Below are 15,762 nucleotides of genomic sequence, written 5' to 3' on the forward strand. Positions count from 1 at the left end.
ATGCACTGCGGATTCCGGCGGCGGCTCGGGGCTTCAGCCAGTTATATCGACCGCGCGCGCGGAAATCTTCAGTCTGGAAAGCGGCGTGGGGCGCACGCGCGAGCGGTGCGCCCCACCTGTTTCATGCGTTTGTCACGCTTCGAGGGCGAGCGTCGCGAAGGTGGCGAGCCAGTGTTCGCCCATATAGTCGCCCGCCACATGATCGAGCGCAGTGGACAGGTGCAATTGCGCGGCATCGTTGAGCACGGCCACGCGTGCGTCCCCGGCGGGCAGTGCGCGTGCGAGCGAGCGCTGGCACCACGCGCGGCTCAGGTTGAGCCCGTCGAGGTGGGCGATCTTGCCGTCGCTGCGGTCAGTCACGGTGGCCGGCGTAAACAGCGTGGCGGGTTCTTGCGCCGCGAGGTTCGGCAGGAAGCGCGTGAACCACGGCTCGAAATCCGGCGCGCGCAGTACGCGGCTCATCAGCAAGGCCACGCTCAATGCGGGCGAGAGGAATTCGTCGCCGCCCGGCTCCCATGCCTGGCAGCCCGCGTCGTTCGCGTGCCAGCGCGTGGCGGTGTCTTCGATCAGCGTCGTCAGCGCCGGGCGCGACGTGGCTTTCGCGAAGTCGTATGCAAGCGTGAGCGCAAACGCCGTGTTGAAGTGCGTGCCCACGCGCAGCGGATACGTCGCCTTCGGCAGGAATTCTTCGAAGCGCTCGACAAACCACTCCGTGAGCGGCGCCAGCGCCGTCTTCCACCGCGCGGCCTGCGGCAGCTTCAGCGCGTCGACCTGCGCCGCGAGCGCGAGTAGCCACGCCCAGCCATAAGGCCGCTCGAAGCCGCGGTTGTGCGGGAGCGTGAGGTAGGCCATTTCGCCGGCCATCTTCTCCGCAGTGAAGTGCTCGTCGACCACGGCGACGATCTGCTGCGCCTCGGGCAAGTCGGGAAAACGCTCCAGCAGATGCAGCACGAGCCAGTAGCCGTGCACGCACGAATGCCAGTCGTAGCTGCCATAAAACACCGGATGCAGCGCGCGCGGGCCCTGCACGTCCTGCGGGCCATCGAGCGAGTGAGTCAGCTTGTTCGGATACTCGCGCGTGAGGTGGGCAAGCGCGAGCGAGGCGAACTTCGAGGCATGGGCGGCGGTGAGGTGTGTGGTCATCGTGAGCTCGTCAGAACCGGAAAACGAAGGCGTACATCAGCAGCGTGTTGACGACGAGAAGCAGCACGGCAGTCGGCCATTGCGCCTTGATCACGCCGTTCTTGTCGCTCAATTCGAGCAGCGCCGCAGGGACGATGTTGAAGTTCGCGGCCATCGGCGTCATGAGCGTGCCGCAGAAGCCCGAGAGCATGCCGATCGCGCCGAGAATTGCGGGGTTGCCGTGGAACTGATGCACGATCAACGGCAGGCCGATACCCGCGGTCATCACCGGAAAGGCCGCAAACGCGTTGCCCATGATCATCGTGAAGAGGGCCATGCCGAAAGTGTAGGCGGCCACGACCGCGAACGCCGAGTTTTGCGGAATCCAGTTCGTGACGAGTTCGGACACCACGTGGCCCACGCCCGCCGCCGCGAACAGCGCGCCGAGCGCCGCGAGCATCTGCGGCAGGATGGCGGCCCAGCCCACGGCATCCATGGTGTGCCGCGCGCCCTTGAGCGCCTGCACGGGCGAATCGCGCAGCATGACGAGCGCCGCGCCGAACGCCACGAGCGTCGCGATCACGAGCGAGATGAGCGTGACGTTCTTCGCCTCGACGAAGGGCGCGTACTTAAGCGTGAGTGTGCCAACGAGCGTGACCACGGGAATCAGCAGCGCCGGAATGAAGAGCCGGCTGCCGAAGCGCCGCGCACCTTCCTCGCGGCGCGCCTGGGCCGCGGCATTGTCGGTGCCCGCCGGGCTGCGGCCCAGCTTGCCCGAACCTGCGATCAAGGCGAGCGCGATGGCGAGACAGCCCATCACGAAATGCGGCAGCACACCGCCGAACAGGAACGTCACGGCATAGACGCCCCAGAACACGAAGTTGACGACCCGGCGCGGGTTCGCGCGGTCCAGCAGATTGAAGAGAGCGAACGACGCGAACATCAGGCCCGCGACGATATAGAGCGATTCGAGCTTGATCACGATGCCGCTCCCTGGCGGCTTGCGGCGCCCTGTGCGTTGCCCGCGCCCAAGCGCCGCGAGAGATTGTGATCGAGCAGCTTCAGGCGTACGCAGTGAATGAGGAGCGCCGCGAACGCGGTGGGAATCGCCCAGACCGAGACCTGCAGCGGCTGAACGATGATGCCGTTCTGCTCGAGGAACCCCTTGATGAGCAGGATCGACTGGATCGCGATGAAGATGTCTTCGCCGAAGAACACGGCGATGTTGTCCACGGCCGAGGCGTTGGCGCGGATCTGCTGGCGCACGGCGTCGGGTACGTCGCCGTAGCGTTTCGTGGCGGCGGCTTCGGCCATCGGCGCGATGAGCGGACGCACCATCTGCGCGTGGCCGCCCAGCGACGTGAGACCGAGCGCGGCCGTGATCTGGCGGATCGCGAAGTAGAGCATCAGCACGCGGCCGGTGGTGGCGGCGTGCACGCGCGAAATGAGGTTTTTTGCCTGCTCACGCAGACCATTGCGCTCGAGTAGCGCGATCACCGGCAGCGTGAGCCAGACGAGGCCCATGTAGCGGTTATCGGCGAACGCCTTACCGAACGCGCTCACGATCTCGACCGTATGCAGGCCGCCCGCGAGCCCTGTTGCGATACCTGCCGCGGTCACGACGAGCAGCGCGTTCAGGCGCAATGCGAAACCGATCACGACGATCGGCACCCCTATCAGAACCAGCATCTCTCCTCCGCCTTATGTCTTTGCACCGGACTCGCAGAGCCGGCGCACGGGCGCGCGCTTCCCCGTTGCACCCAATTCAGCCCAGGAATCTATCACGACAATTTATCGATAAATAGTCGATAAAGTCTTTTTAGGGGAAGTCCCTGGGCCAAGCGCAATACGTGGGGGCGGATCGATGCCGCCGCAGCGCGGCGCAGGTCTGGGGTGGTCGGGCTAGGCAGTTAGTTGCATCTGCACGCGATGAAACTGGATGCCTGCGCACAGCTGCGCACGACGGCGCGGATTGAGTCAGGGAGCCAGCTCGAACGTGTGTTGATCGCTTGCCGCTTGCGCCGCGTCGTGGAACGACAACTCGACGCCGATGCGCTCGCCGCTGCGCACCCGGCTGATGGCATGCCGGAGGTTCACACGGTAGTAACCGCTGCTGCCCTTGAATGGCCGCTGGGCCGTGGCGATGATCGCCGCGTCGCCAAGGCCGAGCGGAACGACCGTTGGGCGCGACTGCATGCGCGGACGCTGCTCCGTCAACACCAGTTCGCCGCCCGTGAAGTCTTCCCCCGGCGCCGCGAGCAAGGCGACCACTTGCAGCGGAAAGACATGCTCTCCTTCGCTGCGTTGATGCAGCGCCAGATAGTCGTCGGTGCCCAGCTGGTTCAAATGCGATTGCGTCTGCGTTTGCCCCGCTCGCCGGTTGTGCTCCAGAAACGCATTCAACTCCGCCGGGAATCGATCAGTCATGCCAAGCATCTCGTTCCAGCGATTCGCGAGCGGCGCCAACCGACGATAGAAGTCCGTACGCCATTGCGCCCAGGGCTGCGGAAGCGCATCGTCGAGATAGAGCAGGTCGCCGCGACCGAGATCGAGTGAATCCAGCGACACGCGTCGCAATGCGTGCGATGTGCCGGCGCCGCGCGCGAGCACGCGGGCTTCGTCCGCGCCGAGGAGTCGAGGCAGTACCGCATAACCTTCGCTATCCAGTTGCGCTGCGATCGCATGCCAATCCAGCTTGTCGATCATGTCAAAACCCCGGGAGCATCGCCGTCTGGGGGACGTCGCGCGTTGTGGCAATCGCCTTCTCGTGTTCGAGCAGCCAGCGCTTGCGATGCACGCCCCAGGCGTAGCCCTTCAGCTCGCCGTTGCTGGCGATCACGCGATGGCACGGTACAACGATAGCAATGGGATTCGCGCCATTCGCCGCGCCGATGTCGATCGCCGCGCGCGGATCTTCGAATCCCAGCGCTTTCGCGAGCTTGCCGTAGCTCGTGGTCGCGCCAGCCGGGATGCGACACAGCGCGGCCCAGACCTTTTCTTCCAGGTCCGAACCTGCCATGACGACTGGAAGCGCATCGAGTGCGCCCAATTCGCCGGCGAAATAACGTGCCATGGCGTCGGCAATCGAAAATGGCGCGGGCGCATCGATCAATTCCGCGCTGCCGTAACGTTCGCGCAAACCACGCTGCAGGCGCGAGCGGTGATCGGAGAATTCGAGCGCGTGCAGCCGGTGCTGCGCATCGCTCACCAGCATGAGATCGCCAAGCGGCGACTCGATATGGCTCAGAAACAATTGCATGATGCGGTCCTTCGCGTTCTGCACGCGCTAGCGTGAATCGTGAAAAATCAGGCCGACGGTGTGACGCTTCCCACTGCGCACCACGCTCACGCCGTGCCGCATGGCGACCTTGCGCGTACCGCCGCGCCGGTTCGCCGCGGGCCGCTGGTTGACGGTGAACAGCACCGCGTCGCCCTGCTGCAGTGGAATCACTTCGGCGCATTGACCATTCGATGCGCTCTGCGTCATCACGAACTCACCGCCCTCGAAATCGACGCCGGGCCGCGAGAGCAGCATCGCCATCTGCAGCGGAAATACATGCTCGCCGTAGAGGTCCTGGTGCAGGCAGTTGTAATCGCCCGGGCCGTATTCGAGGATCAGCGGCGTCGGGCGCGTCTGCCCTGCGCGGTGGCATTGATCGAGAAACGTGTCGAGGTCGGCTGGGTACTGCATGTCGATCCCCAGTTGCCCGTTCCATCGATTGGCGATAGGCGCGAGGTACGGATAGATCGCATGCCGTAACCGCTGCAGCAGCGACGGAAGCGGATACGCGAAGTACTTGTATTCCCCGCGCCCGAAATTGTGACGCGCCATGACGATGCGCGAACGGAAGCCATCGTCCCTCACGTACAGCGCGGCGAGTTGCACACATTGCTCGGGTTTGAGCACACGAGGCAAAACGGCGTAGCCACGCGCATCGAGCGACTGCTCGATCTCGACCCAATCGTAAGTGCCGGATTCCGGCTTTGCCGCTCTGACGGCTGCGGTTTTCATCGCGTCCTTCCCTCCTTTCGCGACGGCCATTCTCGCCGATATCGCATACCGACCCACAATACGCCAACGCGCCTCGCGTTCCGATCCGAATGTTGCGCTCTAATTCAGCGCGCCCCACCGCGTGAATACCGCTCGAAAATCACGGCAAGAAACGGGTATTTACACGGCTCGCTCCTCGATATCGTGCGTTTCAGGCGAAGCAATCCTGCTTCACCGTGAATCGAAATCAGCAAGGAGTCGAACATGTCGATGGAAGAAGACAACAAGGCGATCGTTGGCCGCTGGTTCACGAGTTTCTGGGGCGAGACCTGCGACCTGGGTATCGTCGACGAGCTGGCCGCGCCGGACATGCTGCTCAAGTATTCGCTGCACGAGCCGCGCCGCGGCCGCGAGGACATCAAGGCGTTCATGACCGGCTTTCGCACAGCGTTCCCCAATCTGAACTTCTGGGGTGCAGCGGACCTGATCGCCGAAGGCGAATACGTGGTGGGTCAGTGGGAAGGCGGCGGCACGCATTCGGGGCCGGCCTTCGGGGACTTTCTCGCGGGATCGTTACCGGCGGCCAGCGGACGCAAGATGCATTTCACCGGCACGACGGTATTGCGCCTGAAGAACGGAAAGATCGTGGAAGAGATCGGGCTCGACGACGGCGTAACGGCGCTCACGCAACTCGGGCTCATCAAGCGGGCCTGACTGCGCCGCTAACGGCACATAGCTGAGCGCCTCACGCGCATTGCGTCACGACGTTGGAGTGCGCGTCGAGCCACACGGGAATGGCATCGAGCTTCGCGCCAGCGCACGGACCTTCGATGCATTGCCCGTCTTCGAAGCGAAACAACGCACTGTGATGTGCGCACATGATCACCTGCGCGCGATAGGTTGGCACACGGCCTGGCTCGTAGTCGAGCGGAACCGAGAAGTGCGGGCAGCGGTTTGCATACGCCCACACTTCGCCGGCACGCCGCACGACGACGACCGGCCGTCCTGCCGGCGCGGCGTCGATCACGCGCGCGCCGCCATCGGGCACATCGTCGAGACAACACAGGCTCACGGTCTGCATAGCTTCACACTCTTTGCTCAGGATTGCCAAGATTCCAGTCCCACGGGCGAATCTCGACACGTTCGAACAAGCCCGCCAGCGTATAGGGATCGTCGCGCACGAAGCGCATCACGTCGTCGTAGCCTTCCGCCTCGATCACGAGCAGTGTGCCGTTGAGCGCGTTGCAATGCGGCGCGAGCGTCGAGCCGCCCAGCCTCACGAACACGCCGCGCTGCGCGGCGGCGCGCAGATACGTGCGATGCCCCGCGCGCTCGCGCTCGCGCACTTCGCGCATGCCGGGCTTGTCGGTGGCGAATACCGCGTAGTAGCGCGTGTGCGGTCTCATGCGCGCTCCAGCACGAAGTCGTAGCGCGCCTCACTAAAGCCGCCCTCGAAGCCGAACTGCTGCGCGGCCGCGTCGTCCGCGGTGTGCTCGCGATAGTCCACGAGCAGCGAGGGCTTCACGCCGAACACCGCGTCCGAGTCCAGATACGGGTCGTTCTGGTTGAACAGGTGCGTCACGAGCGTACTGTGGTCCGCCGCCGTAATCATGAAGTGCAGATGGGCGGGCCGCCACGGATACCGCCCCGTGGCGTTGAGCATACGGCCCACCGGGCCGTCGGTCGGAATCGGGTAGCACACGGGCACGATGGTGCGGATCGCATAGCGGCCCTCGGCGTCGGTGCGATAGCGGCCGCGCAGGTTGCCGTGCGGCTGCGCGGTGTCCTGCCCCGAGTACATACCGTTGTCCGCCGTCTGCCACACGTCGAGCAGCGCGTTCGCCACGGGCTTGCCGTCGGTGGTCATCACGCGGCCTTGCACGAGTGCCGGCGTGCCGGGGGTGAACGCCATGTTCTCGCCATAGGCACGTTCCGGCATGCCGTCGATATAGAACGGGCCGAACACGGTCGTATCGGTCGCACCGGATGCGTAGCGGTGATTGATCGCGTCGACGAGCATCGACACGCCGAGTGTGTCCGAAAGCAGAATGAACTCCTGACGCACGACGTCATCGCACATCTGGCCGGTCTCGGTCAAAAAGCGGATCGCCGCAAACCACTCCGCCTCCGTCGGCTCGACTTCGCGCACGTAGGCGTGCAAATGCCGCACGAGGCTTTGCATCAGCGTGCGCAGGCGCGCGTCGGGCGTGTCCGCGAAACGGCTCACGACCTGTTCGGTCAAGGCGCGTTCGGCCTCGGTGCCTTGCATCGTCATGGTTGTCTCCTTTCCTCTGTTTTGTAGGTCACGCACGCGGCTAGCGCGGTGCCGTGCCATCCCACGCGCGTTGCAGCAGCGCACGGATCGCCTCGCGCTCCAACGGACGCGGATTGGGATAGGCATTCGTGCACGCGAGATCGGCCGCTTCGTCGAGGCCCGCTTCGGGCATGCCGATTTCCATGAGTGACAGTGCAATACCCAGCGACTCGTTCAACGCGTAAAGCCGCGGCCCCGCGTCGTCCGCATGCGCGCCACCGAGCGCGCGCGCCACGCGCTCTAGAGCTTGTGGCGCAGCCGCGTGGTTGTAGTGGGCCGTATGCGGCAGCATGACCGCATGCGTTTGTGCATGGGGCAGGTTGAAGGTACCGCCGAGCGTGTGGCAGAGCTTGTGATGCAGCGCCATGCCCACCGCGCCGAGGCAACTGCCCGCGAGCCACGCGCCGTAAAGCGCGCGGCTGCGCATCGCCGCGTCGTCCGGGCGGCGCACGACCACCGGCAGCGCTTCGCCCAATGCGCGAATCGATTCTTCGGCCATCAGGCTGATCACCGGGTTCGCGTCGTCCGCATAGAGCGCTTCCACCGCGTGCGCCATCGCGTTCACGCCAGAGGCCGCCGAAATCCCGGCAGGCAGGGAGACAGTGAGCGACGGGTCGTAGATCACCGTGCGCGGCAGCACGCGCAAGTCGCGCCCGGTCTTTTTCAGGCGCCCTTCGGTGAGGCCGTAGATGGGCGTCATCTCCGAACCCGCATATGTGGTGGGCACGGCGAGAATCGGCAGCGCCGATTCGAGCGCGATGGCCTTGCCAAGGCCGATGGTCGAGCCGCCACCCACGGCCACACAGCACTGCGCGTCCAGCGCCGCCGCCTGTTCGCGCGCGGCCCGGGCAACCTCCACCGGCACGTGCATGACCGCTTGCGCGTGGATGCCGGCGGCGCGCTCGCCGAGCAGTCGCGCGACTTCTTCGGCAAGCGGTCGCTGCTCGGGCGTCGAAAGGATCAACGCGCGGCGCGCGCCCAGCCGGTCCACTTCTTCGGGCAACCGCGCGAGGTTGCCCCAGCCGAACACCACGCGCGACGGCAAGCCCTGATAGACGAAGCGATCCATACGTGCCTCAACGCTTGAAGTGCGGGGGCACCTGCGCGTCCACATTGACCCACACCGAGCGGGCCTCCGTGTAGTCGTGCATGGCCTCGAAGCCCATTTCGCGGCCGTAGCCCGATTGACCGACGCCGCCGAACGGGCTGCCCGGATTCACGCGCTTGTAGCAGTTCACCCAGCACATGCCCGCGTGAATCTTGCCCGCGATGCTGTGCGCGCGAGAGAGGTCGCGCGTCCACAGGCCGCTGCCGAGACCGTAGTCGGTCCCGTTAGCAATGGCGAGCGCCTCTTCGTCGGACTTGAATCGCAGCACGGTAACGAACGGGCCGAACACCTCTTCCTGCGCGATACGATCGTCCGGCGTCTTCGCTTCGATCACCGTGGGGCGCACGTAGTAGCCGTTGGCAAGCGCGGGGTCCTGCGGTGAGGTGCCGCCCGTGAGCACGCGCCCGCCCTGCTCGCGCGCCACGTCCACGAATGCCTTCACACGCTCCAGATGCTGCAGCGACGTGAGCGGCCCCATTTCTGTTTCGGAATCCAAAGGATTTCCGACACGAATCGAAGCGGCGAGCGCGACGAAGCGTTCGAGAAATTCATCGGCGATGCGCTCGTGCAGCACCAGACGCGACCCTGCAATACACGCCTGGCCCTGGTTGTGGAAAATCGCCCAGGCCGCGCCGTTGATGGCGGCGTCGAGATCGGCGTCGTCGAACACGATATTGGCGCCCTTGCCGCCCAGTTCGAGCTGCACGCGCTTCAGGTTTCCCTTCGATGCCTCCACGATGCGCCGCCCCGTAGCCGTCGAGCCGGTGAAGGCGATCTTGCCCACGCCCTCGTGTTCGGCAAGTCGCTGCCCGGCCGTATGGCCATAGCCCGGCACGATGTTGACGACGCCCGCGGGAAAGCCGACTTCCGCCATCAACTCGACAATGCGCAGCGTGGAAAGCGGCGTGATTTCCGAGGGCTTCAGCACGACCGTGTTGCCGGCCGCGAGGGCCGGACCCATCTTCCAGCTCGTGAACATGAGCGGAAAATTCCACGGCACGATCTGGCCCACCACGCCAATGGGCGCGCGCTGCACGTAGTTGAGAAAGCCCGTCTCGACAGGAATCAGCGAACCCTGGAGCTTGTCGGCCATGCCGCCGAAATAGCGGAAGCACGCCGCCGTGCGCGGAACATCGAGCGCGCGCGAATCGCGAATCGGGTGCCCCGTGTCGAGCGATTCCAGTTGCGCGAGCTCTTCGCCGTTCGCTTCGATGGCGTCGGCCAGACGCAGCAGCAGGCGGCCACGCTCGGCGGCGGGCATCGCGGCCCACTGGGGGAAAGCCCGCGTGGCGGCGGCCACGGCCAGATCGATATCGGCGGCGGTAGCGGCGGCGATCTTCGTGATCAGCGAGCCGTCGTGCGGATTGAGCACGTCGATGGTGCCGCCCTCGACAGCGTCAACGAAGCGGCCGTCGATGAACAATTGCGTTTGCATGAGTGAATCCTCGATTAATGCTTAGGCATACTGCGTAACTGCGAGACGCATTCAGAAGTCGACCGGATACGGCTTGAGATCGCCGCTCTCGTATCGCTTGGGCAAGTCCGCCGTCGCGTTTTCCCACACGAGCAGCATCGAGCGCTTGGTGGAATAGCCCTGATGACGGATATCGGCGGGCATCGCGCAGATATCACCCGCGCGCATGGTGATGCGGGCGCGCGGCGCGCCGGTGTTTTTGTCGCCGATGTCCCAGACGATTTCGTCGGAAAGCTGCAGGAACCATTCCACGCGGTCGTTGCCGTGGAAAACTGGCAGGATGTATTCCTCCGTGGTCGGGCAGAACAGGCTCTGGCCGCACACCGAAGTGACCGAGGGGTTCCACGTCACGTCCGAGCGCGAGAGGTACTTGAAGAGGTTGAACGCGTGCAGTTCGCCTTCGAAACCGGGTTCAACATGCACTTCGGGGTTGTCCTGAGGCACGTCGGCGAAGGCGCGATTCACCGGCAGGTCGTCGCGCAGCGGCGAGTCCCCTTCGAGCCCAGGCATGCGGCGCGTGGCGATGCGCGTGCGCTCGATCGCCGCGTCGTTTTCGCCGTGCTTGCGGCCGAATGCGGTGCCGGTTTCCTCGGGCGCGGCGAACGGGTCGAAGCCTTCGTTGGTCCAGTCGTGCAGGATCGCCTTGAAGGTCGCCATGATGGTGGGCGTTTCGAAGGTCTCGCTATAGTCCACGCCAGCGTCTTTCATGATGCCGTTGAACGAACCTGCGTACACGTCCACCTTGCCATAGTGATTGCGCGTGCCGAACACGTGATCGAAATTCACCCAGCCGTAGAAGAAGCCCCACGCCACGTCGCGCATCATCGCGCGCAGAAACGCGTCGGCGGGAATGGCGTGCGTGCGGGTCTGCCCCTTCGCGGGCCACACCACTTTCACGAAGTATTCGTCGCGCGTGAATTCGAACGCGCCGAGCGTGTAGCGGCGATAGCCGGTCACGGCGTCAGGCTCGCTCGCGCGTACGGTGTCGGCGGCAAAACCTGCGGAGTGGTCGAGGGTGTCGAGGGTGGCCATTTGGTGTCTCCAGTAGTCGAGTGATGGATTGGCGCGTGTTATCAGTGCAGGCAGATATCTGCCCACTTCTGCACGGACAGTTCACCGACTTTGGTCTGCACGAGCGCCACGCCCGCCTTCTGTGCGCTGAAGCGATATGCGCAGCCCGCCGGGAGCAGCGCCTGGTGCCCGCGGCGCAACACCACGTGGCCCATCTTGCGGCCAGCCGGTTGCTCGCCCGCGTCGACCGTGCCCGTACCGCTATTGAGCGGCGTATCGAGCTTGATGAAGTCGATGCGCACTTCGCCATCCATCAGGATCACGAACTCGTCGTGTGCGCAGACGAACCAGCGCGACTGGCCTTCCGTGCGCAGCACCTCGATCACGTATTCGAGGTTCTTGCCGACCACGACCTTTTCAAAGGGGGCCGAGCCTGCAGCGACTTCGAAGACGTTCGAGAAAACGTAGTGGCGGGCGTCGCCGCTCGTGATTTCGATCTCGCCCTTGCGGTACTGCTCGAGCGAACCGAAGACGGTGTGAAACGACGAATCGGTCATGGCTGTCTCCTGTTTTGGAAGGTGTCGTTGGAAACAACTTTAGGAGCGCTGCGCAGCGGCCACAACCGGCGGCCAGGCGACTACGGCATTCGCGTTTCGCAAATAATCGCGCGAGGCAAATCCAGCGACGCGCCGCAGGCGTTAGCGTACCCAGCCGCGCTCGATCAGCGGCACGTCCCACGCGGGCTCGGGGCCCAGATATTCGGCGAGAAACTCCACGAGCGCCTTCACTTTCAGGGCCTGGCGCTGCGTGGACGGATACACGGCGGCAAAGCTCAATGCCGTAAGGTGATAGTCGGTGAGGATCGGCACGAGCGAACCGTTCAGGAGCGACTCGCTGGCCACGAGCGTAGGCAGGCACACCACGCCGCCGCCCGTGAGCGCGTAGTCGCGCAGCAAATGCACGGAGTTCGAGCGAATCATGCCGGGCAATTCCATCTCCACGACTTCCTCGCCGCGTGTCATCGTCCAGCGATTGCGCGAGGGATAGCCCGAATAGAGCGCCGTGGTGTGCTGCAGCAATTCGCGTGGATGCTGCGGCGCGCCATGCTCCGCCACGTACGCGGGCGTGGCGCAAAAGAGCCGCCGCACCGAAAACAGCCGCCGCTCGATCAGCGAGTCGGAAATAGGCGGGAAGATCTGGAAGGCGACGTCGAAGCCCTCTTCGATCGGATCGACCACGCGGTCGTTGACGATCACATCGAGCTGAATGCCGGGATAGCGGCGGTTGAACTCGGCAAGCGGCGCGCCGAAATGGCCCAGCGCGAAGCCCGGCAATATCTGGATGCGCAGCCTGCCCGTTGGCGTGGCGCGCAGCTCGCGCATCTGGTCGGTCAGCTCGTTCACGCGCCCCACCACCTCGGCGCATTCACGATAAAACGCCTCCCCGACTTCGGAGAGGCGTACATGCCGCGTACTGCGATGAAAGAGCGGCGCGTTGACGAACTTCTCCAGTTGCTGGATGCGGTTCGTCACGACCGAACTGGTGACGCCGAGTTGCCGGGCCGCTTCCGCGAAACTGCTCGTTTCCGCGACGCGCACAAATGCCTCGATGCTCAGGAATCGATCCATGCTCCTCTCTTCTTTATGGGTTCGCGCCCTCCCAGTATAGGGCCCGCTTCCCGTCGCTCGCGCCGCTACGGCGCGGGCGGCATGGCAAGTGTGAGCGCTGCACGGCGCGCTACCCTTACTCGGCCTGCCCCGCCGCTGGCAATGGCGCGTCAGCGGCAACGGGCTCGCCGCGCCGCAGCTTCGCGGGCGCGGTTTCCTTCAGCAGGAGACTCACCAGCACACCGAGCAACACCGCGCCAATCGGCAGCCACAAAATATTCTGGATACCGAAATGCGCTGCAACGAACCCGGCAAGCGCGGGCGCCACGCCGCCGCCGAAGATTTCACCCGCGCCCACCACGAGGCCGATCGAGGTCGAAACCATGCCAATCGGCGCGGCTTCGGTGGCAACGGGTCCCGAGAGCAGCGAAACGAGGCCCAGCGTGAAGAAGGAAGCCGCGAACAGCACCACGAAGAGTTCGAGCGGCTGCGCGCCGAGACCACGAAACACGATCAGCATGACAGCGGTGCCCACGAAGCCCAGGATGCTCGCCATGCGCCGGCCCAGCAGATCCGAAAGCCCGGGCAAGCCGAACTGTCCGACGAAACCGCCAAAGCCGATTGCCGAGGCCACGATGCCCATGCGCTGTGTGTCGAGCGACAGATACTGCGTGAGGTAGAGCGGCAGCATGGCGCCGAGCACGAACACGCCCGTCATGGCACAGAAGAGCGCGACCATCGCCACGGGAATGTTGCGGCTGCGGATCACGTCGCGCCAGTGGCCGCGCTCGGCCTTTACCGCGTGCGCACTCGCGGCGGGCGACGGCGCGCCTTGCGGCTCGCGGATCACGCGGTACATCAGCAGGCCGAGGATGAGGCCCGGTACCGAGACAAGCGCGAACACCCAGCGCCAGCTCATCACGCCGAGCAGTTGCGTGGCGATGATCGGCGCAAGCGCGAGTCCGAACAGCGCGAAGCCGCTTTGCTGGAGCCCGAGATTGAAGCCGCGGCGCTTGGGGTGAGAAGCATCGGCCGTGGCGGCGAAGCTCGTTGGGCAAAACGAGCCTTCGGCCACGCCCATCAGCGCGCGCACGGCCAGCAGGCTCGCAAAGCCGCCTGCAATGCCGGAAAAGCCCGAAAGCAGCGAGAACGCGATGATCGCCGGAATCAGCACCTTGCGCCGCCCGACTTTGTCCGACAAACCGCCCATGACTGCCGCGAACACGCCCCACGAAAGGCCGAGTATGCCGATGCAGTTGCCGACATCCTGCGCATTGAGGTTGAGGTCTTTCATGATGGACGGGAACAGCGGCGCGATCAGCCAGCGGTCGAGGCCCACGAGGCCGAAGCCCAGCGCCAGCAGCGTCACGGCCTTCCATTCGTAGGCCGTATCCCATGTGTTCGGTTTCATCTCTGTCTCCTTGGGCCGGCCGGATGCCGCGCCACACGCTCATGTTCGAAAACGATGTGCGACGCGAGGGGTAACGCTGCGGGCTTGCAGGACGCCATCGACATCGACGCCGCCAAGATAGACGCAAGGAGGCCGTAATCAGTACCGGATAACGTCCGAATACGTCATTTGCGAATCGCGAACAATCGGGCGTGCGAGGGCGGCGGCCAAGGCAGCAGGGACGCTGCGAGGGGTGTGCGTAACGCATTGCGCCGCGGCGCGCCCACCCCAGGAGAAGTACGGGTAGACGCTCGCTTGCGCTCCGGGCGGTAGGCCGGCGCAGGCGCTCAATACATCGAGGACGTATCCGCGCTCACGCCTTGCGCAAGTGCTCGGTATGCATGTCGCTCAAGCGGCTCAGCAGGATGCCGTAACCCGTCAAATGGCCGAGATAAACGCTCGTGAACACGCCGGTTGCAGGCAGTGCTTCGACAAGCGCATGCAGTTCCTCGCGCGTCAGCGGCTCGACGAGCAGGCCCGGGCGTTCCACCCGAAGATCGGCCTGGGAAGCCAGTTGCCGGTGGACGTCCACGAGACGCGCCAGGCCGCGCCGGTACGCGTCTTTCCATTGCGCGTCCAGCGCCTCGTATTGCGCGTTGAACGTGTCGAGTGTTTCGAGGAAGCCGACGATCGAATCGAATAGCTCGTGGTAGCACGAGAACAGCGGCAGGCGATCGCGGTTGCGCTTCAAATGCGACGACACCCACGATTGCTCCAGGTCCGACTTGAGGAGATCGTGCGCCTGCTTCAGATTGCTGCTCGACACGCGCAGCGCGGCGGTCGCCGATTTCAGCTTCGCGCGGTCCAGTGTTTTCGTCGCGACTTCGCTCAGCAACGCTTCGGCCTGCGCGTTGCCGTCGTTGACGAGCGTATTCGCCCAGAAGCCGTGATCGGGCGGAAACGCGATCTGCTGGATGATAAAACCGAGCAGCATCCCAAGCACCACGCCGATCAAGCGCTGCTCCAGCAGCGGGATGTGCTCGCCGGTGTACAACACGAGCGTCATCGGCACGGTGACGCTCGTCATCTGGAACACCGAAGGCCGGATGCGTACGATCGTGAAGATCACGAGCGGCAGCAGGATCACCCCCAGCCACAAATGCGGCGCAGTCAGCCAGATCAGCAGCGTGCCGATCGGCATCGCCACGAGGTTCGACATCACGCGCTTGTAAAAGTACCCGCGCGCCGCCGAGATGGAACTGCCGAGCGCGAGCGTGAGCATGGCCGAACCCGAGAGCGCGACCGCCGCCTCGGGATATCCGCACGCGTACGGAACGCCGAAGCCGATCCACATGCCGAGCGTGAGCTTCGTGTATTTCGCAAGTTCGGAGAGGGAAAAGCGGGCGAGCGCACGGCGAAACGGCGTGAGCGGTTTGTGGGCGTAGGAGATCGAAGCCATGGATGCCATCGGTCGTTTCAGGCGGAGCGCCAATGTTAACGCGATTGACGCGACTGTTCCGGCACTCAGTTCACCGCCGGCGAATTTCCGATTATTTTGCCGCCCGGATTTTCTTTCCGATTCGTCGGACCAAAGACCGGTACTTCGTGCGGATGCCCGCCGCAGAAGGCGCTGCGGGGCGCGATGCGCAAGCCCTGTTCCTTCCGAATTATTTCCCATTTCTTTCGAGTTTTTTTCATTTACCGTCATGTCCACCGGATGAAGTTCGCATGACGAACCCGCTTTG

18 protein-coding genes are annotated in these 15,762 nt (G+C 64.6%); 1 reads left to right on the top strand and 17 read right to left on the bottom strand.

From position 1 onward, the window contains the following. Window positions 1-132: 132 nt before the first annotated feature. From FAZ97_RS24860 to FAZ97_RS24885, 6 genes are all read right to left on the bottom strand, one after another. Window positions 133-1,143 (bottom strand): DUF2891 domain-containing protein, encoded by a 1,011-nt coding sequence (locus FAZ97_RS24860; RefSeq protein ID WP_158761172.1) that lies wholly within the window; start codon window positions 1,141-1,143, stop codon window positions 133-135. A 10-nt stretch (window positions 1,144-1,153) separates the two neighbouring features. Beyond that, on the bottom strand, window positions 1,154-2,104 hold the full coding sequence (locus FAZ97_RS24865; RefSeq protein WP_158761173.1) for a DUF979 domain-containing protein: 951 nt from the start codon (window positions 2,102-2,104) through the stop codon (window positions 1,154-1,156). Then, complete coding sequence (locus FAZ97_RS24870) at window positions 2,101-2,811, bottom strand: DUF969 domain-containing protein (RefSeq protein ID WP_158761174.1); 711 nt, start codon at window positions 2,809-2,811, stop codon at window positions 2,101-2,103. The genes FAZ97_RS24865 and FAZ97_RS24870 overlap by 4 nt, the downstream gene beginning before the upstream one ends. Window positions 2,812-3,099: 288 nt before the next feature. Beyond that, window positions 3,100-3,828, bottom strand: a complete 729-nt coding sequence (locus FAZ97_RS24875; protein WP_158761175.1) for a 2OG-Fe(II) oxygenase — start codon at window positions 3,826-3,828, stop codon at window positions 3,100-3,102. Window position 3,829: 1 nt separating this feature from the next. After that, entirely contained in the window at window positions 3,830-4,381 is a 552-nt protein-coding gene (locus FAZ97_RS24880) for a methylated-DNA--[protein]-cysteine S-methyltransferase (protein ID WP_158761176.1), read from the bottom strand. A 27-nt stretch (window positions 4,382-4,408) separates the two neighbouring features. Further along, window positions 4,409-5,134 (bottom strand): 2OG-Fe(II) oxygenase, encoded by a 726-nt coding sequence (locus tag FAZ97_RS24885; RefSeq protein ID WP_199272187.1) that lies wholly within the window; start codon window positions 5,132-5,134, stop codon window positions 4,409-4,411. Window positions 5,135-5,377: 243 nt separating this feature from the next. Between FAZ97_RS24885 and FAZ97_RS24890 the strand changes: the two genes are divergently transcribed. Continuing rightward, window positions 5,378-5,827 (top strand): ester cyclase, encoded by a 450-nt coding sequence (locus tag FAZ97_RS24890; RefSeq protein ID WP_158761178.1) that lies wholly within the window; start codon window positions 5,378-5,380, stop codon window positions 5,825-5,827. A 31-nt stretch (window positions 5,828-5,858) separates the two neighbouring features. Here the strand turns inward: FAZ97_RS24890 and FAZ97_RS24895 are convergent, their stop codons facing one another. From FAZ97_RS24895 to FAZ97_RS24945, 11 genes are all read right to left on the bottom strand, one after another. After that, complete coding sequence (locus FAZ97_RS24895; protein WP_158761179.1) at window positions 5,859-6,194, bottom strand: Rieske (2Fe-2S) protein; 336 nt, start codon at window positions 6,192-6,194, stop codon at window positions 5,859-5,861. Window positions 6,195-6,198: 4 nt separating this feature from the next. After that, window positions 6,199-6,519, bottom strand: a complete 321-nt coding sequence (locus tag FAZ97_RS24900; protein ID WP_158761180.1) for a YciI family protein — start codon at window positions 6,517-6,519, stop codon at window positions 6,199-6,201. Further along, window positions 6,516-7,388 carry an intradiol ring-cleavage dioxygenase gene (locus FAZ97_RS24905; protein ID WP_158761181.1) on the bottom strand — a complete coding sequence of 291 codons (873 nt, stop codon included), beginning with the start codon at window positions 7,386-7,388 and terminating at the stop codon, window positions 6,516-6,518. The genes FAZ97_RS24900 and FAZ97_RS24905 overlap by 4 nt, the downstream gene beginning before the upstream one ends. A gap of 40 nt (window positions 7,389-7,428) precedes the next feature. Then, on the bottom strand, window positions 7,429-8,496 hold the full coding sequence (locus FAZ97_RS24910) for a maleylacetate reductase (protein ID WP_158761182.1): 1,068 nt from the start codon (window positions 8,494-8,496) through the stop codon (window positions 7,429-7,431). A 7-nt stretch (window positions 8,497-8,503) separates the two neighbouring features. Then, window positions 8,504-9,970, bottom strand: coding sequence for an aldehyde dehydrogenase family protein (locus FAZ97_RS24915; protein WP_158761183.1), 1,467 nt, complete (start codon window positions 9,968-9,970; stop codon window positions 8,504-8,506). A 51-nt stretch (window positions 9,971-10,021) separates the two neighbouring features. Then, window positions 10,022-11,041 (bottom strand): hydroxyquinol 1,2-dioxygenase, encoded by a 1,020-nt coding sequence (locus FAZ97_RS24920; protein ID WP_158761184.1) that lies wholly within the window; start codon window positions 11,039-11,041, stop codon window positions 10,022-10,024. A gap of 41 nt (window positions 11,042-11,082) precedes the next feature. Beyond that, the gene (locus FAZ97_RS24925; protein WP_158761185.1) at window positions 11,083-11,577 is read right to left on the bottom strand and encodes a cupin domain-containing protein; all 495 of its coding nucleotides are present in this window, start codon (window positions 11,575-11,577) and stop codon (window positions 11,083-11,085) included. Between the two features lie 141 nt (window positions 11,578-11,718). Further along, a complete protein-coding gene (locus FAZ97_RS24930) occupies window positions 11,719-12,648 on the bottom strand; it encodes a LysR family transcriptional regulator (RefSeq protein WP_158761186.1) in 930 nt (309 codons plus the stop codon). A gap of 115 nt (window positions 12,649-12,763) precedes the next feature. Then, window positions 12,764-14,038, bottom strand: a complete 1,275-nt coding sequence (locus FAZ97_RS24935; RefSeq protein ID WP_158761187.1) for an MFS transporter — start codon at window positions 14,036-14,038, stop codon at window positions 12,764-12,766. Window positions 14,039-14,390: 352 nt separating this feature from the next. Next, on the bottom strand, window positions 14,391-15,476 hold the full coding sequence (locus FAZ97_RS24940) for an aromatic acid exporter family protein (protein WP_158761188.1): 1,086 nt from the start codon (window positions 15,474-15,476) through the stop codon (window positions 14,391-14,393). Window positions 15,477-15,541: 65 nt separating this feature from the next. After that, window positions 15,542-15,715, bottom strand: coding sequence for a hypothetical protein (locus tag FAZ97_RS24945; protein ID WP_158761189.1), 174 nt, complete (start codon window positions 15,713-15,715; stop codon window positions 15,542-15,544). Window positions 15,716-15,762: the final 47 nt, after the last annotated feature.

Source organism: Paraburkholderia acidiphila, assembly GCF_009789655.1.
Taxonomy (GTDB): Bacteria; Pseudomonadota; Gammaproteobacteria; order Burkholderiales; family Burkholderiaceae; genus Paraburkholderia; species Paraburkholderia acidiphila.

Bases quoted from the DNA above. Each gene is read 5' to 3' on its own strand.
- FAZ97_RS24940 (WP_158761188.1), bottom strand. From the start codon at position 15,476: ATGGCTTCGATCTCCTACGCCCACAAACCGCTCACGCCGTTTCGCCGT.
- FAZ97_RS24935 (WP_158761187.1), bottom strand. From the start codon at position 14,038: ATGAAACCGAACACATGGGATACGGCCTACGAATGGAAGGCCGTGACG.
- FAZ97_RS24920 (WP_158761184.1), bottom strand. From the start codon at position 11,041: ATGGCCACCCTCGACACCCTCGACCACTCCGCAGGTTTTGCCGCCGAC.
- FAZ97_RS24860 (WP_158761172.1), bottom strand. From the start codon at position 1,143: ATGACCACACACCTCACCGCCGCCCATGCCTCGAAGTTCGCCTCGCTC.
- FAZ97_RS24880 (WP_158761176.1), bottom strand. From the start codon at position 4,381: ATGCAATTGTTTCTGAGCCATATCGAGTCGCCGCTTGGCGATCTCATG.
- FAZ97_RS24890 (WP_158761178.1), top strand. From the start codon at position 5,378: ATGTCGATGGAAGAAGACAACAAGGCGATCGTTGGCCGCTGGTTCACG.
- FAZ97_RS24910 (WP_158761182.1), bottom strand. From the start codon at position 8,496: ATGGATCGCTTCGTCTATCAGGGCTTGCCGTCGCGCGTGGTGTTCGGC.
- FAZ97_RS24875 (WP_158761175.1), bottom strand. From the start codon at position 3,828: ATGATCGACAAGCTGGATTGGCATGCGATCGCAGCGCAACTGGATAGC.
- FAZ97_RS24915 (WP_158761183.1), bottom strand. From the start codon at position 9,970: ATGCAAACGCAATTGTTCATCGACGGCCGCTTCGTTGACGCTGTCGAG.
- FAZ97_RS24895 (WP_158761179.1), bottom strand. From the start codon at position 6,194: ATGCAGACCGTGAGCCTGTGTTGTCTCGACGATGTGCCCGATGGCGGC.
- FAZ97_RS24945 (WP_158761189.1), bottom strand. From the start codon at position 15,715: ATGAAAAAAACTCGAAAGAAATGGGAAATAATTCGGAAGGAACAGGGC.
- FAZ97_RS24925 (WP_158761185.1), bottom strand. From the start codon at position 11,577: ATGACCGATTCGTCGTTTCACACCGTCTTCGGTTCGCTCGAGCAGTAC.
- FAZ97_RS24870 (WP_158761174.1), bottom strand. From the start codon at position 2,811: ATGCTGGTTCTGATAGGGGTGCCGATCGTCGTGATCGGTTTCGCATTG.
- FAZ97_RS24905 (WP_158761181.1), bottom strand. From the start codon at position 7,388: ATGACGATGCAAGGCACCGAGGCCGAACGCGCCTTGACCGAACAGGTC.
- FAZ97_RS24900 (WP_158761180.1), bottom strand. From the start codon at position 6,519: ATGAGACCGCACACGCGCTACTACGCGGTATTCGCCACCGACAAGCCC.
- FAZ97_RS24885 (WP_199272187.1), bottom strand. From the start codon at position 5,134: ATGAAAACCGCAGCCGTCAGAGCGGCAAAGCCGGAATCCGGCACTTAC.
- FAZ97_RS24930 (WP_158761186.1), bottom strand. From the start codon at position 12,648: ATGGATCGATTCCTGAGCATCGAGGCATTTGTGCGCGTCGCGGAAACG.